The organism is Alteromonas sp. Cnat2-8, assembly GCF_022348355.1.
GTDB classification, from domain to species: domain Bacteria; phylum Pseudomonadota; class Gammaproteobacteria; order Enterobacterales; family Alteromonadaceae; genus Alteromonas; species Alteromonas macleodii.
Map to the genome: position 1 here is coordinate 819,390 of NZ_JAKREX010000002.1, position 15,436 is coordinate 834,825.

Below are 15,436 nucleotides of genomic sequence, written 5' to 3' on the forward strand. Positions count from 1 at the left end.
CTGTTAGTTAAAAATGAACGATTTATGGCTGTTCACTTTCAGGAAGAGGGTGGAGCGTTTCTTCGCCTTGTTCACTGAGCAGTATCTTTACTTTTTGCTCGGCGTTTTCAAGAGATTGTTGGCCTTGGCGGGAAAGTGCTATACCGCGTTCAAATTTTTCTAGTGCTTTATTAAGAGGCAGATCACCGCTTTCCATTTCGTTAACGATAGCTTCTAGTTCTGATAAAGTTTCTTCAAAAGACGCTGATGCTTTTTCTGTCGTCATAAAAACACTCAATATAGTGGCCAAAATACGTATACCGCGCACATTAACCGAGGGTTGCACAAGGGTCAAATGGTTTGTCCGTATATCGCCTATATCACAGTAACATAGCTTTTTTTTCATCCAGTTCAAAAGGCAACATGCAAGCAAATTGTGCTATATTCGATGCAAGGCTCAGTAACCTTTCAGAAGTAACCGTGTTATTTACTGTGAAGGAAAACGTAAGGCGCTGAAAAAGCGCTAGATGTTTTTAGTTTATAAAAACAGACAAAGCAGCGCTTTTACATAGAACCTACTTCATAATAAACAAATAAATGTGATATTTTTCAATAATGTCGTTTTAGTATTTCTATCTTTTGCCGATAGGGTATTTGTACACTAACAGCACTGACTGCGCATAAATGGGGAAGAGTGAGTGGATTTAGCAACCGTCATAGGTATGTTGGGCGCCATTGGTTTCATAGTGATGGCTATGATTCTGGGCGGCAGCTTGGGCATGTTCATCGACGTGCAATCAATACTTATTGTATTCGGGGGAACACTATTTGTTGTCCTATCTCAGTTTACGTTGGGCCAATTCTTCAGTGCGGGTAAAGTTGCTGGCAAAGCATTCATGTTCAAAATTGAAACGCCTGAAGAGCTTATCGAGAAGATTGTTGAAATGGCAGACGCTGCGCGAAAAGGCGGGTTTCTGGCACTAGAAGAAGCGGAAATTTCAAATGAGTTCATGCAAAAAGGTGTGGACATGTTGGTTGACGGCCACGACATTGAAGTGGTGAGAGAAACGTTAGCTAAAGATATTTCTATGACAACGGAAAGGCATGAGTTCGGCGCTTCTATATTTAAAGGAATGGGCGACGTAGCGCCTGCGATGGGTATGATTGGTACTTTGATCGGTCTGGTTGCCATGCTTTCAAACATGGATGACCCTAAAGCCATCGGTCCTGCTATGGCGGTAGCGCTATTAACCACGCTTTATGGTGCCTTTTTTGCCAACGTCGTGTGTTTGCCAATTGCCTTTAAACTGGCGGTAAGAGCCGGTGAAGAGAAGTTAAACCAGAGTCTTGTTCTTGACGGTATTGTGGGTATAGCCGATGGCCAGAACCCACGTGTTATCGAAGGGGTATTAAAGAACTACCTTGCGGCGAGTAAACGCGGAAGCGCAGAGGAAGAGTAATGGCCGAAGAAGAATGCCCAAAATGTCCCCCCGAGGGGCTTCCAGCCTGGATGGGAACCTTCGCAGACCTGATGTCGTTGCTTATGTGCTTCTTCGTACTCCTTCTTTCTTTTTCGGAAATGGACGTACTGAAGTTTAAACAAATTGCGGGCTCTATGAAGTTTGCTTTTGGTGTGCAAAATAAAATTGAAGTAAGAGATATTCCAAAGGGTACCAGTGTTATTGCAATGGAGTTTCGACCTGGCAAGCCTGACCCTACGCCTATTGAGTCCATTCAGCAGCAAACCAACGAAATGACCCAACAAATGCTGGAATTTCAGGCTGGTAACGAAGACTCTGCCGGCGGAAGGCAGAAGCAGCGTGGCGAGCAGCGTGGCGGACAATCTCAACAAACGGCTACTGAGTCGTCTTCATCGGCTGAGCAAAGCACCGATCAGTCGCAAATGGCTGAACTGATGAAAAAAGTAGCGCAGCAATTAGAAAAACAAATTCTAGATGGTTCGGTGGAAATGGAATCGTTGGGTCAGCAGTTAACCATTCGAATTCGTGAGAACGGTTCCTTCTCGGCGGGCTCGGCCTTTTTGCAGCCCCAATTCCAACCGGTGTTGAGAAAAATAGGTACGCTGTTGGCGGATGTGCCTGGAGAAATCGAAATTTCAGGGCACAGTGACGGCCAGCATATTGCTAATGAGCTCTATCGTTCTAATTGGGACTTGTCAGCGCAGCGCGCTGTCGCGGTCGCTGAAGCCATGCGGACCGCGCCAGGGTTTGACGAAAGTCGTATGTCGGTAGTGGGTAAGGCAGATACCGATCCAATTGTAGAAAATGCCACTACACCTTCAGACCGAGCGCAAAATCGCCGCGTTGAAATTAATATCAATCAGGGTAAGCCAATGCTGTCGAAGCCTATATCAGTTGTAGATGAGTAGTGCTTTGACCTAGTGTCAGCTTCAAACAAGAAAGCGGCGCCACAAGGGCGCCGCTTTTTTTGTCACTACTATCGATAATTAGCGTTGTTAAACACGAGCCAAATCAAGTCTGTAATGAGGCTTTGAAATCACAAGCTGAACGGTACTGATTGTTCTTTCTAAAAAACCACCTTCACAATATTTCAGGTAGTAGGTCCACATTCGCATAAAACGCTCGTCATAACCGTCGTTTAAAAGCTCATCTTTTGCAGAAATAAATGCTTCATACCAATGGTTCAATGTTTTCGCATAGTCAATCCCGATGTCGTGTAAGTCACGAATCATCATATTAGTATACTTTTTCAGGTGAGCGTTAAGCTGGTGCTGAGAAGGTAAAAATCCACCCGGAAAGATATATTTCTGAATAAAGTCGACACTATTTGAATAGCTGTCGTAACGTCTGTCATCAATGGTTATTGACTGAAGCAGCATTAGGCCGTCGTCTTTTAAAAGTGACGAGCATTTCTCAAAGAAATTTCCTAAAAATTGTTTGCCTACAGCTTCAATCATCTCGATAGATACGAGCTTATCGTACTTGCCTTCAAGTAGGCGATAATCCTTTTTCAGCAAAGTGATTTTGCTTTCAAGTCCTTCTCGGGCAATCCATTCTTTTGCCCATGCATGCTGCTCTTCTGAAATGGTAGTGGTCGTTACGCGGCAACCATAATGCTTAGCAGCATAGACGGCTAGCCCGCCCCAGCCCGTGCCAATCTCTAGAAGATGATCGGTTTCGCTAAGCTGTAACTTGTCGCAAATGGCTTTGAGCTTGTAATTTTGTGCATCATTGAGAGTTGCATTCGGATCTGGGTATATGGCTGACGAATACATCATTGTTGGGTCAAGGAAGCGGGTATAAAGCTTATTACCCAGATCGTAATGCGCCTCGATATTTTTCTTGGCTTGGTCCTTTGTATTTCGACGTGCAAAGTGTTGAATCTTGTTGATGGGCATAGTCACCCATTTAAATTTATTCTCCCATTCGTCAAGGGTAGATAAATTCCTAGCAAACACTCTTACCACGGCTGTTACGTCGTCACTGTCCCATAACCCATCCATGAATGCTTCTCCGGCGCCCACACTTCCGCCAAGCAATAAGCGTCGATAGGCTTGTACATCCTTGATATTTACCGTTGCTCGCAAATCGCTTTCGTCTGTGCCGAAACGCGCAACGACATCGCCGTTTTCTTGAATGGTTAAACTGCCAAAAGGCAGTTGTTTTAAGCATTGTAGGAATAGAGTTCTACACGCTTTATCTACAAAGGAGACCTCTGAGGTGGTCAGTAGTACAGATTCACCAAAAGACATTGTTATTGTTCCTGACTTTTTTCTGGGTGTGTATACAGTGGCGTTCGTTTAAGCAATAGTTTAAGCGCGTGCCAATAAATTCCAGCCACAGTTTTTATTGTCATACTGGGTATACGTTTAAGTGCCGCAGATAGATTCGCATTATCTAAAGTAAATTTAGTCAAATTTATCCCTGCACTGAACTCTTTGTCGTCTCTTACACAGTCCATCGCAAGTGACAGTCTAGCCGACGGCTGCGATATCGACCATTTGTAGGTCATATCCATTGGATTAAACGGGGAAACATGAAAAGCTTTTGGCGTATCGTCTTGAGTATCTAGATTTACAAGGTAGTGATGACGCTCATTCCACGGCGTGTTACTTACTTCGGCAAGCATATGTGTATACTTACCTTCGGCATTGCGTAGGTAATAGAAATTCACCGGGCTGAAATACAGCCCCCACATACGAAGTTGTCCCAGCATAAAGACATCGCCTTGAAGCGTCTTCCCTCCGTTTAACTCTGTCATTCTGTCTATTACTGCCTGACCTAGAGGTAAAGAGGGATCACCTAAGTAGTCTTCACGCTTGAAACGCACTCTAGCCTTGTCGTATGCAGAGAAGCGTTTTAACGAGCTGGACAAGATTTCGAGTTCGTTGCTCTCAAGCTTTAGCCAAAATAAATAAATGTCATAGTCAAATTTATGCTGAGTAGGCTTAAACCGTTGGTGATAAACCTTACCCTTGTAGATGGCACTTTCTATCACAGGGCTTCACCAAAGCGAGAACAAACATCAAGTGCGCTAGTTACGCCGTCTTCATGAAAACCGTTATACCAGTAGGCTCCACAAAAATGTAAGTTGTCTACGCCACAAATTTCATTTCTTCTTGCTTGGGCGTTGACCATGCTGGCACTGTATTGCGGATGTGCGTACTGATAGCTTCGAAGAATACTCTTTTGGTCTATTTCCGCAGTATTATTTAACGTTACACAGTAGGTGCTTTGTGCTTCAAGGCGTTGAAGAATATTCATGTTATAAGTGACAGAAGCGGGGCGGGCTTCCTCACTTGCGTCTTCTTTTAAGCTGTAATTCCAACTCGCCCAAGCTAATTTTCTTTTAGGCAGCTGTGAAATATCTTTGTGCATCACCACGTCGTTTTCTGCGTAAGGGATATTTCCAAGGATATCTCGATGCAGCGAAGTCGGTGAGTGAATCATTTTTAACGCTTGGTCACTGTGGCATGCAAATACCACATGATCATACATCGCAGCGTTGCCTGAAGAGTCGGTAACCTGCCACTTATCATCGCTTTTCGCTACCGACAGAACGGCCGTCGATAGTTTTATCTTAGACTCAAATGGTGCGATTAAAGGCGGAATGTATTGGCTTGACCCACCTTTAATTGTGTACCACTGAGGACGGTCGGTAATATTGAGCAAGCCATGGTTGTTGAAAAACTGCAAAAAGAACGTGAGTGGAAACTTTCTCGTTTGCTCTAAGCTGCTGGACCAAATTGCGGCGCACATAGGCAAGATATAATAACGTGCAAAGTCATCGCTGAGTTTTAATTCTCTAATGACGTCTTCTAACGTAAGTGAAGAAGTATCACGGTTTTCTGCGACCATCGCTTTACACGCTTTGTTAAACGTCAATATATCTTTCACGATGCGCCAAAATTTAGGCCTCAAAATATTACGCCGCTGTGCAAATAAACTGTTTAAGTTATTGCCGTTGTATTCGAGGTTTGCCTTTTTACTCATTACAGAGAAGCTCATCTCTGTTGGTTGATACTCAACATTTAACTGATTAATGAGCTTTATAAAATTAGGGTAGGTCCAATCATTAAAAACGATAAAGCCTGTATCGATATGGTAAGTTTCCCCATTGTCGCTTATTTTCTTCGTTGCAGTATGACCACCTATATAGTCATTTGCTTCGTACACTGTGATATCGTGCTGCCTATTTAGAAGGTGCGCGCAGGTCAAACCAGAAATACCTGTGCCAATGATGGCAATCTTATTGTTCATTCATCTTCTCTTATTGTTTTTCTCTCATTGCCAACGACAATCGCTTTTGCAGTGGGGTTGGCAGTATATGCATAAAGCGCAGAATAAAACCAAAGAACCGAGGGAAGAAAACTGTTTGTTTGTTGCCCTCTATTCCTTTAAGCATAGCGTCAGCGGCTTCTTCAGCGCTAATTTTCATTGGCATTTCAAAATCGTTTTTATCTGTCAGGGGCGTTTCTACAAATCCAGGAGACACCGCTTGCACTTTCACGCCTTTGTGGTGAAGGTCTACTTCTAATGATTTAGTAAAATAATGTAGGGCAGCTTTGCTCGCACCGTACGCTTGCGTTCGTGTGAAAGGGAGTAGGCGAGCCATGCTGTCAACAATCACAAGCTTGTCGCCTTGCTTAAGTCGTGGAAGAAGAGCGTCTACACAATGAACAACGCCAAAGAAATTAGGTTCGAATACGCGGCGAAACATGTCTGGCTCGAAGTCGTCGATATCTACATATTCGCAGGTACCAGCGTTGAGTACAGCAATGTCAAATTTAACCGTTGCTAGCGCCCGTCGAGTATCGTCTAGATCAGTGACATCGAACTGGCATGCGCTAATATTATTGTACTTACTGAGCTCGTTGAGTGTGTCTTCATTTCGACCACAGGCAATCACTTGATAACCGCTGTTTGCAGCAGTTATTGCTAATGCTTTACCAATACCCGAGGTGGCGCCAGTAATTAGAATACTTTTCACTTTGCTAGCTTCCCTTTAATTTTTTTTACGACAAAACCTAGGATGGGTACGTGCTCATAGACCATTTCGCCCAGGTCGTAATAATCTTTGTGGTAAATAATGCTGTCATCGCTGACACCAAGTTGCGTGGTGCCATCTAGCGTAATTTGCTTATCACTATCTTTCAGCGTAAGGGTCATCGTCCAGTTTGCGATATGGGTAACCTTTGAATGACTTGATGGATGCTCTTTTGTGCCATTGGGCGAGCAAGTAAAAATGTCCGCAATGTCGAACTTACAGCTTTCGGCCTGCGTCAATAAGTTGGAAAAATAGCGTTTTACTTCATCAATGCCATGGTGTGTAGTGATTGGGTCGATAAACAGTATGTCGTCGGCATAGATATGTTCTAGGTCGTCTGGAGAAATTTGACATATGTCTGTGTAAATTTTACAAAAGCGTCCAATGACGTCCATGGCCTTTCCTTAACTCATAATTCAAAATCAGATTTGCATATCGGTAATGTCGACGCTTAAAAAAATTCGCGGTTATTTTCACGTTCAAATTGCAAGTCTCTGATATGAAATCTGTTAATGTTTTATTTAAAAACTAAATTACATTAATCGTCGTGCTAAAGATCATGTTTTTCCATTTATATGTGAAAAATTTTCCCATTCGATCCTAATTGTTCTCACTTGCGTAATTATTTTCGTGTTTTCGGAAGTGCTGAGTATGAGTGTAGAACGTTTTCCTTTATTTCCTTTATCTGCGCACCTTTTGCCGGAAGGTAGAATGGCATTGCGCATTTTTGAGCCACGATACGTGCGAATGGTTAAGCAGGCATGTGCTGAAAATAAAGGCTTTGTGATGTGTATGCTTAATGCTAACGGTGACAAAAATTTGAATGAGCATATTCATAAAATAGGTACTTATGCGCAGGTTGTTGACTTCGACATGCTCGATGATGGGTTGCTTGGCATAAAGGTTGCTGGTTCTCATTTAGTTGAGGTAAGTAGCATAGAAGTTGAAAAAGATGGTCTTCGTACCGGTAGTTGCAAGGTGTTAGAACCTTGGCAGTGCGATTTGGCTCCTCAACAAATAGCGCCTATGGACGAGCGACTTAAAGAAATATTTGGAAATTACGAAGAGTTGGCATCGCTTTATGAATCACCAAAGTTTGATTGCCCTAATTGGGTATTAAATCGGTGGTTAGAATTATTGCCAGTAGACGGCTCGCAAAAACAGCACTTTTTAGCGCAAAGAGAATGCACCAGTTTACTGAACTATCTCTCTGCACTAATCGCTTAGTCGTTGAGTCGGATAAAGACATTACAAATTCGTAATCCAATATTAGCGATTTTCGCAAACGTTTTAAGTCATAACGCCGTAGAATGATACAACCAAAACGGAAAAGCGGACGAATCTTATGTTAGTTGGAATTCCTTTGGAACAAAGTAACAGCACAATCAAGCCTAAAGAGTGTGCAACTGAAATGTCTGATTACCTTGTCGCGGTTGCAGACACCCGATGCAAGCGTTCATTTGCGAGAGTGTTTAACTACTTCGCGCCTCGGCTGCGTTCTTATGCACTGAAACAGATGGGTAATGAGGCACTGGCCATGGAACTGGTACAAGATACTATGTCGAATGTATGGCAGAAAGCGCACCTGTTCAATGCAGAAAAAGGTTCTCCGTCAACGTGGATCTTCACAATCGCACGCAACATTCGCTTTGATATGCTTCGAAAGCTGCAGAATAGAAAAGAGGATGTTTGTTCTGACGATCTATGGCCGGTTTTATGCGAACAAACAGCCGATGCAAACGAGGCGCCACTTGACGAACAAGTTACTTTAGAGCAGATTGGCTATTTGTTCGAATCACTACCTGTAAAACAGAAAGCAGTGGTTGAAGCTATCTATATTGATGGCAAGTCACAACAAGAAGTCGCCGATGAGCTTTCAATTCCATTAGGTACAGTAAAGTCGCGGACACGTTTGGCACTTCAACGATTAAAGGTCATGTTAAACGATAATGATTAGGTTTCACCCAAGTGCCCAGCAACTTAAAGATTTTGTTGAGGGCACATTGTCACCTGCTATATCACTGATGGTCTCTGCACATTGTGACATGTGTGAGAAATGTCAGCGTTTTGTTGAAATTGAAACGGAAAGTCTTGCTGCTCAAATGGTTTCGAACGCCAATTCATCGGCAAGCGACAGAGCTGAAATGTCGCTTCAGTTTGGTGACATGCTATCCCAAATTACGCAGCTCCCATCATCGAAACAAAATAATGCTTTGATGGAACAGCCCACAGCGTATCGTGAGCCCGTAAAGAGGCGGGCGGCCTTGCAGGCGCAGGCAAGCGCAAATACCATCGAGTTAGATGGAAGGGTATTCACTTTACCTAGAACACTTCACCGCTACATCGATAAGACAGGTAACTGGTCAAGTTTGGTCGGGAAGCTGTGGCAGGCGCCAGTTGACCTTGGAAACCAAGGTGTAGCTAATTTTATCTTTATGGGAAGTGGTGGTAGTGTACCTGAGCACACGCACCGTGGAACGGAATATACATTAGTCATTGATGGTGAGTTCAGTGATGGGCTAAGTCGTTATGATACTGGCGACTTTATTTTCATGGATGGTGATAAAACGCACACGCCAAAATCCGAAGGTAAAGAAGGCTGCCTTGTATTTAGCATTGTCGATCAGCCATTGCACTTTACTTCGGGCCTTGCAAGATTGTTAAACCCTTTTAGTCACTTGTTTTTCCGCTAGTAATCTATCAAGCGAACGCTCAATATGTGACATCTAGATACAAAAAAACGCACAAATGTGCGTTTTTTTATTGGTTGCATAAAGCTCTAGCAAAACAGAATAGCCAAATCTAGCTAATAAATTCGCTGTCAGGGTAGTTAAGCTTTAGTGTCTTCATCGCATTGTTACGCAATTCATCTAGGCCAAGCTGCTCATAACTTGAAACCATAATTTCGAGTGCTTGTTGCACTTGAGTGGTATTCGGGAAGTGCTCTATAACATAGCGACCACGGTTTGCTGCAGCGACATAAGCCTGGCGTCTCATGTAGAAACGTGCAATAGCGATTTCATAGCGAGCCAAGCGGTCTTTAATATGAACCATGCGCTGTTTCGCATCTGCGGCATATTTGCTATCTGGATATTGTTGAATCAGTCTGCGGAAATCTTCAAACGCAGCACGAGACTTCGACGGGTCTCTATCCGTACGGTCAATATTCATTAACTCTTGGAAAAGGTTGCTATCTGATTCCATGTTAGTTAATCCACGCATGTAATACGCGTAATCAACATCTGAATGGTTTGGATTCAGACGAATAAATCTGTCGATAGTGGCAAGCGTTTCTTCGTTTTTACCTGACTTATAATAGCTATAAATAAGGTCTAGCTGTACCTGATGGGATAGGGGACCGAACGGGTAGCGCGAATCTAGCGCGCTTAACGTTTGTGCTGCAGCGCTGAAGTTACCTACTTCCATGCTCTGCTTTGCTCTGTCGTACAGTTGCTGCGCACCCATGTTAGCTAATACGGCTTTTTCTTCATTATCTGAAGAGCTACATCCTGCGACAGATACCATAGCACCCAATAAAACGGGGGCCAGTAGACGAAATGATTTCATAATAATTCTATTTTCCTGCTAAACAGTTTTAATACTTCGCTGTCTAAGCTCATGTGTTAAACAACAACACTTTAATTGCATTCTAACGTACTAACGATGAGAAAAACCATACAAAAACGTAAACAAGGCAGTGTACAGCGTGAATACTTGTTATAATACCCTTTTTTAGACGTAATCAATGGTGTTATGACACAGTCGCCGAACACAATACAATTAGAAGCTTCAACGGAAGCTGCGCATTTTGGTTTACGGTTAGATCAGGTTTTGGCTGATTTGTTCCCTGAATATTCTCGTTCTAAGCTAAAAACTTGGATCCAAGATGGGAATGTTGCTGTAAACGGTGAAGTAATCACCGTGCCTCGCCACAAAATGCAAATGGATGAACTTGTTACTGTACAGGCCGAAATGGATGTACAAGTAACGAGCGAAGCGCAAGACATCGCGTTAAACATTGTTTATGAAGATGAACACATCCTAGTCATAAACAAACCAGCAGATTTGGTTGTGCATCCAGGTGCAGGGAACCCAAGCGGTACCGTGCTAAATGCCTTGTTAAATCATTGTCCAGAGATAGACAAAGTTCCACGTGCGGGCATTGTCCATCGCCTTGACAAAGACACGACGGGGTTAATGGTAGTAGCAAAAACAATTCCTGCTCAAACGCATCTTGTTGACCAACTTCAACGTCGGGAAATGAGTCGTGAATACGAAGCCGTTGCCTTAGGTACGATGGTCGCTGGTGGTATTGTAGATGCGCCTATTGGTAGACACGCAACAAAACGTACGCATATGGCAGTACGTGAAATGGGCAAACCAGCGGTCACTCATTTTCGTGTTATCGAAAAATTTCGCGCATACACGCACCTGCGTTTGAAGCTTGAAACTGGCCGTACGCACCAAATCCGCGTACACATGGCCCACATTAAGCATCCTTTGCTTGGCGACCAAGTTTATGGCGGGCGTCCTCGTCTTCCTAAAGGGGCGTCAGAAGAATTTATCGCTGCGCTTCGCGGATTCCAACGTCAGGCGTTGCACGCCGCACAGCTCTCGCTGTTTCACCCTGAAACTGAAGAGTGGATGACGTGGAAAGCTCCCCTACCTCAAGATATGCAGGACTTGCTTAAAGCCGTGAAAAAGGACACCGCGGACAATCCACAAGATATGCTTTAATAAGTAAGGCGAACTTATGACATTGTCAGCTGCAAATTCACCTATATCATCCACGCTGGATTTGATTACTCCAGCGTGGTCATGTCCCGCAAATGTTGTTGCATACACAACGACAAGAATGGGAGGTACAAGCATAGGTGATTTTGCAGGTTTGAACGTTGGCGCCCACGTGGGGGACGACCTCCTACTAGTGAAAGCCAATAGAAGCCTAATTCCACATAGTGAAAAGATCACATGGTTGGAGCAAGTGCACAGCAACCGCGTGGTGTCATTGCCGAGCGCAGATACCACCGCTGATGCGTCGTATTCTTCTTCAACATCGCATTTTTGTGCGGTGATGACCGCAGACTGCGTGCCCATTTTATTGTGTGATGAAAGCGGTCAAGAAGTGGCGGCAGTACATGCTGGTTGGAAAGGTCTCGATACTAACATTATCGGAAGTGCTGTTTCACACTTTGGCAGCGATGCAAAAAAACTCATCGCTTGGGTTGGTCCTGCAATCAGCGGGCCCTGCTACGAAGTTGATGTACAGTTGGCGAGTAAGTTTCGCCATATAGACGGTGCCATTGCTAATAGCTCTAATAGAGGGAAGTACTTATTAGATCTGCCTCTAGTGGCACAGGTGCAATTGCAGCAAGCTGGCGTTGAGAATATTACACAAAGTAACTTGTGCACTTACACTGACGAACAGCGTTTTTACTCCCATCGAAGAGCTACGCATCAAAACAAGCGCACGACTGGGCGTATAGTTAGCGTAATAGGCCTGCTTTAAATTGTTTCGAAAAAAGGCGGCAGTTTTAGTCTGATCAAACAGTTGCGCTAGATCAAACTTCATACATTATTTGTTATCTTTTTGGCTAACTTTTTAATCTCATACTTGAATCGCAATTGAGCAGCCTACATAACTAGAACATAAAGAATACCATTCCGCATAGATCATTACCCACTCAGCGAGAGTTAAAATGTTCGTAATCGCGGCGTGTTAACGCAGGTATAGTTGTTCATTAATTAGGTTGAGATTATGAGACTAGATAGATTTACCAGTAAATTTCAGCTCGCAATATCCGATGCTCAATCACTCGCATTGGGGCGAGATCATCAATACATTGAACCTGTCCATTTAATGACTGCCATGCTAAATCAGCAAGGCGGGTCAGTACGCCCTTTGCTTGACCAAGCAAACATCAATGTAAATGCGCTACGCTCAGCACTGAGCCAAGCTATTGAGCGCCTACCTCGTATTGAAGGCATTGGGGGAGATGTTCAATTAAGTAAAGACAGCGGCATTTTGCTAAATCTTTGTGACAAGATAGCGCAGCAGCGAAAAGACGAATACATCACTTCAGAAATCTTTGTTCTAGCGGCGCTACAAGATAAAGGGCGCTTGGGGGAAATCCTCAAAAGCCTGAATATCACTAAAGAAGCTATTGAAAGCGCAATAGACGACATGCGTGGTGGTCAGAAGGTCACGGATCCTAATGCTGAAGATGTACGTCAAGCGCTTGAAAAATACACGACAGATTTAACCGAGCGAGCAGAACAAGGCAAGCTCGACCCGGTCATTGGTCGAGATGATGAGATTCGCCGAACTGTTCAAGTACTGCAGCGTCGAACCAAAAACAACCCAGTACTCATTGGTGAGCCGGGTGTGGGTAAAACGGCTATTGTTGAAGGGTTGGCTCAGCGCATCATTAATGGCGAAGTGCCTGAGGGCTTAAAGAACAAGCGTGTTCTTGCCCTTGATATGGGCGCGTTAGTGGCGGGAGCTAAATATCGCGGTGAGTTTGAAGAACGCCTTAAAGCAGTGCTTAATGAGCTGGCTAAAGAAGAAGGCCGCGTGATCTTATTCGTTGACGAACTGCACACTATGGTAGGTGCAGGGAAGGGCGATGGAGCGATGGATGCAGGTAATATGCTTAAACCTGCGTTAGCCCGTGGTGAACTTCACTGCGTTGGTGCTACAACACTGGATGAATATCGTCAGTACATTGAAAAAGACGCAGCACTTGAACGTCGTTTCCAAAAAGTATTAGTTGAAGAACCGAGCGTTGAAGACACTATTGCTATTCTGCGTGGCTTAAAAGAGCGCTATGAGCTCCATCACTCGGTAGATATTACTGATCCCGCTATCGTTGCAGCGGCAAGTTTGTCGCATCGTTATATTAGCGACCGCCAATTGCCTGACAAAGCCATTGATCTTATAGACGAGGCTGCGTCTAGCATTCGATTGCAAATAGACTCCAAGCCCGAAGAGATGGATCGTCTAGAGCGTCGTATCATCCAGCTAAAATTGGAAGAGCAAGCTCTGGCCAAAGAAACAGATGATGCGAGCCATAAGCGACTTGAGATGATTGAGTTAGAGCGTGAGCAAGCGGAAACCAAGTACGCAGAGCTTGAGAAAGTGTGGCTGGATGAGAAAGACGCCATGCAGGGCACTCAAACCATTAAAGGGGAGCTTGAGCAGGCTAAACTTGACTTGGAGATAGCGCGACGTGCATCTGATTTAAATCGTATGTCGGAACTTCAGTACGGCCGTATTCCAGAGCTTGAAGCAAAGTTAGAGCAAGCGGCTGAAAACGAAACTCGCGAGACGACGTTACTCAAAAATAAAGTGACGGACGTTGAAATTGCAGATGTGCTTTCGCGATGGACGGGTATACCTGTAGCGCGAATGCTTGAGGGTGAGCGTGAGAAGCTGTTGCGTATGGAAGACGTACTTCACAAACGGGTTGTTGGACAAGAAGAAGCGGTTGAAGCGGTTTCAAACGCAATTCGCCGTTCACGTGCTGGGCTTGCGGATCCAAATCGACCTATTGGCTCATTCTTATTTTTAGGGCCAACTGGCGTGGGCAAAACTGAGCTCTGCAAAGCCTTGGCAGGCTTTATGTTCGATACTGAAGATGCCATGGTGCGTATCGATATGTCAGAATTTATGGAAAAACACTCGGTAGCACGCTTAGTGGGTGCACCTCCTGGCTATGTTGGCTACGAGGAAGGTGGCTACTTAACCGAAGCGGTGCGTCGCAAACCATACTCGGTCATTTTGTTGGATGAGGTTGAAAAGGCACATCCAGATGTATTCAATATTCTGCTTCAAGTACTAGATGACGGCCGGTTGACTGACGGACAAGGACGTACTGTAGATTTTAAAAATACCGTTGTGATCATGACGTCCAACTTAGGTTCAGATATCATTCAAGATAAGCACAACGAAAGTCAGTATGACGATATGAAAGCGTCGGTAATGAGTGTTGTAGGGCAACACTTCAGACCGGAGTTCATCAACCGCGTCGATGATATTGTGGTATTCCATCCATTAGGGAAGGAGCAAATAAAATCTATTGCTAAAATTCAGCTTGCCTCGCTTCGCGCTAGGCTCGCAGAAAAAGGATATAAGCTTACTCTGTCTGCCGCGGCTATGGATAAATTGGCCGACGCGGGCTTCGACCCAGTGTTTGGCGCACGTCCGCTTAAGCGAGCGATACAAGTGCAGGTGGAAAATCCACTCGCGCATCAATTACTTGCTGGCGAATTAATACCGGAATCAACCATTCGTATTGATGCAGATGACAGCGGACTTTTCGTTGTCAGCAATTAAAACCAAAAGGCACTGGAGACAGTGCCTTTTTTATTGCCAGTAGATTCCGCGAAAGACCATTAATCGGCAGCTTCATAACAAAAAACGATTTACTAAAAAGCCACTGGTCGAAGAGCGACAGATTACGCTTTCTTGTTTAATGAATTTTCCTAATACAGCTAATTAATTTTCTTGATTTAATAATGATAACGATTATCATTACCTTATTATTGAGAGGGTTAAGAGGTTGCGATGCAGTTATATAATTCAAACGAAGCGGTAGTTTCTGCGCGCTCAATGCCCCGAGATATAGCTAAGCTTTGTGCGCATTTCATATTATGCATGATTGTGAGCGCAGTCGGTGCCATAGGTACTGGTTTTGCCGTATTTGCATTGAGTGTAAATCAAGCGACATTCTCGCCTGCAGATACTATTATGTCTGCACTTACTGTGTTTTCTCTGTCTTTGTGTTTAAGTTGGTTTTCGCAAAGTTGGGGTAAGACACTTCAATCAATATCATTACTTTCACTTATCGTGTTAGCAACAAGTAGCCTTTTATTATTTTTCTATTGAGCGATTTATGCTCAATATTCTTCATCTCTTTACACAATTAAC

16 protein-coding genes are annotated in these 15,436 nt (G+C 44.0%); 9 read left to right on the forward strand and 7 right to left on the reverse strand.

Features of this window, described 5'->3' with window-relative positions; genetic code table 11:
* Positions 1 to 22: 22 nt before the first annotated feature.
* Positions 23 to 265: an exodeoxyribonuclease VII small subunit gene (xseB, locus tag MHN00_RS07735; protein WP_014976981.1), complete on the reverse strand. Its 243-nt coding sequence runs from the start codon at positions 263 to 265 to the stop codon at positions 23 to 25.
* Positions 266 to 677: 412 nt separating this feature from the next.
* On the opposite strand from xseB, the gene pomA reads away from it, so the two are divergent.
* Together pomA and MHN00_RS07745 are read left to right on the forward strand one after the other, a co-directional pair.
* Positions 678 to 1,439, forward strand: coding sequence for a flagellar motor protein PomA (gene pomA, locus MHN00_RS07740; RefSeq protein WP_014950082.1), 762 nt, complete (start codon positions 678 to 680; stop codon positions 1,437 to 1,439).
* On the forward strand, positions 1,439 to 2,368 hold the full coding sequence (locus tag MHN00_RS07745) for a flagellar motor protein MotB (protein WP_239300839.1): 930 nt from the start codon (positions 1,439 to 1,441) through the stop codon (positions 2,366 to 2,368). Before pomA ends, MHN00_RS07745 begins: the two co-directional genes overlap by 1 nt.
* Positions 2,369 to 2,455: 87 nt before the next feature.
* On the opposite strand, the gene MHN00_RS07750 is transcribed toward MHN00_RS07745, so the two are convergent.
* Genes MHN00_RS07750 through MHN00_RS07770 form a run of 5 tightly spaced genes read right to left on the reverse strand, consistent with a single transcriptional unit; the run spans position 2,456 to position 6,902 of the window.
* Positions 2,456 to 3,712, reverse strand: a complete 1,257-nt coding sequence (locus MHN00_RS07750; protein ID WP_014976979.1) for a cyclopropane-fatty-acyl-phospholipid synthase family protein — start codon at positions 3,710 to 3,712, stop codon at positions 2,456 to 2,458.
* A 2-nt stretch (positions 3,713 to 3,714) separates the two neighbouring features.
* The gene (locus tag MHN00_RS07755; protein ID WP_080752360.1) at positions 3,715 to 4,458 is read right to left on the reverse strand and encodes a DUF1365 domain-containing protein; all 744 of its coding nucleotides are present in this window, start codon (positions 4,456 to 4,458) and stop codon (positions 3,715 to 3,717) included.
* Complete coding sequence (locus MHN00_RS07760) at positions 4,455 to 5,720, reverse strand: FAD-dependent oxidoreductase (protein ID WP_061486140.1); 1,266 nt, start codon at positions 5,718 to 5,720, stop codon at positions 4,455 to 4,457. Before MHN00_RS07760 ends, MHN00_RS07755 begins: the two co-directional genes overlap by 4 nt.
* 10 nt (positions 5,721 to 5,730) lie before the next feature.
* A complete protein-coding gene (locus MHN00_RS07765; protein WP_014976977.1) occupies positions 5,731 to 6,450 on the reverse strand; it encodes an SDR family NAD(P)-dependent oxidoreductase in 720 nt (239 codons plus the stop codon).
* Complete coding sequence (locus MHN00_RS07770) at positions 6,447 to 6,902, reverse strand: nuclear transport factor 2 family protein (protein WP_239300841.1); 456 nt, start codon at positions 6,900 to 6,902, stop codon at positions 6,447 to 6,449. The genes MHN00_RS07765 and MHN00_RS07770 overlap by 4 nt, the downstream gene beginning before the upstream one ends.
* 256 nt (positions 6,903 to 7,158) lie before the next feature.
* Here MHN00_RS07770 and MHN00_RS07775 point away from each other — a divergent pair, with 256 nt between their 5' ends.
* The 3 genes from MHN00_RS07775 (at position 7,159) to MHN00_RS07785 (ending at position 9,200) form a co-directional block, all read left to right on the forward strand.
* Positions 7,159 to 7,734 (forward strand): LON peptidase substrate-binding domain-containing protein, encoded by a 576-nt coding sequence (locus MHN00_RS07775; protein ID WP_014950075.1) that lies wholly within the window; start codon positions 7,159 to 7,161, stop codon positions 7,732 to 7,734.
* Between the two features lie 118 nt (positions 7,735 to 7,852).
* Positions 7,853 to 8,464: a sigma-70 family RNA polymerase sigma factor gene (locus MHN00_RS07780; RefSeq protein WP_014950074.1), complete on the forward strand. Its 612-nt coding sequence runs from the start codon at positions 7,853 to 7,855 to the stop codon at positions 8,462 to 8,464.
* Positions 8,457 to 9,200 carry a ChrR family anti-sigma-E factor gene (locus MHN00_RS07785; protein WP_075177093.1) on the forward strand — a complete coding sequence of 248 codons (744 nt, stop codon included), beginning with the start codon at positions 8,457 to 8,459 and terminating at the stop codon, positions 9,198 to 9,200. Before MHN00_RS07780 ends, MHN00_RS07785 begins: the two co-directional genes overlap by 8 nt.
* A 109-nt stretch (positions 9,201 to 9,309) precedes the next feature.
* Here MHN00_RS07785 and MHN00_RS07790 read toward each other — a convergent pair whose 3' ends face one another.
* Entirely contained in the window at positions 9,310 to 10,074 is a 765-nt protein-coding gene (locus tag MHN00_RS07790; RefSeq protein WP_014950072.1) for an outer membrane protein assembly factor BamD, read from the reverse strand.
* Positions 10,075 to 10,260: 186 nt separating this feature from the next.
* Here MHN00_RS07790 and rluD point away from each other — a divergent pair, with 186 nt between their 5' ends.
* The 4 genes from rluD to MHN00_RS07810 all read left to right on the forward strand — a co-directional run bounded on the left by rluD (position 10,261) and on the right by MHN00_RS07810 (position 15,394).
* The gene (gene rluD, locus MHN00_RS07795; protein WP_014950071.1) at positions 10,261 to 11,244 is read left to right on the forward strand and encodes a 23S rRNA pseudouridine(1911/1915/1917) synthase RluD; all 984 of its coding nucleotides are present in this window, start codon (positions 10,261 to 10,263) and stop codon (positions 11,242 to 11,244) included.
* Between the two features lie 16 nt (positions 11,245 to 11,260).
* Positions 11,261 to 12,016: a peptidoglycan editing factor PgeF gene (gene pgeF / locus MHN00_RS07800; RefSeq protein ID WP_039228263.1), complete on the forward strand. Its 756-nt coding sequence runs from the start codon at positions 11,261 to 11,263 to the stop codon at positions 12,014 to 12,016.
* A 249-nt stretch (positions 12,017 to 12,265) separates the two neighbouring features.
* Positions 12,266 to 14,842 (forward strand): ATP-dependent chaperone ClpB, encoded by a 2,577-nt coding sequence (clpB, locus tag MHN00_RS07805; RefSeq protein WP_014950068.1) that lies wholly within the window; start codon positions 12,266 to 12,268, stop codon positions 14,840 to 14,842.
* Between the two features lie 231 nt (positions 14,843 to 15,073).
* Entirely contained in the window at positions 15,074 to 15,394 is a 321-nt protein-coding gene (locus MHN00_RS07810; RefSeq protein WP_014950067.1) for a hypothetical protein, read from the forward strand.
* The last annotated feature ends 42 nt before the right edge of the window (positions 15,395 to 15,436 follow it).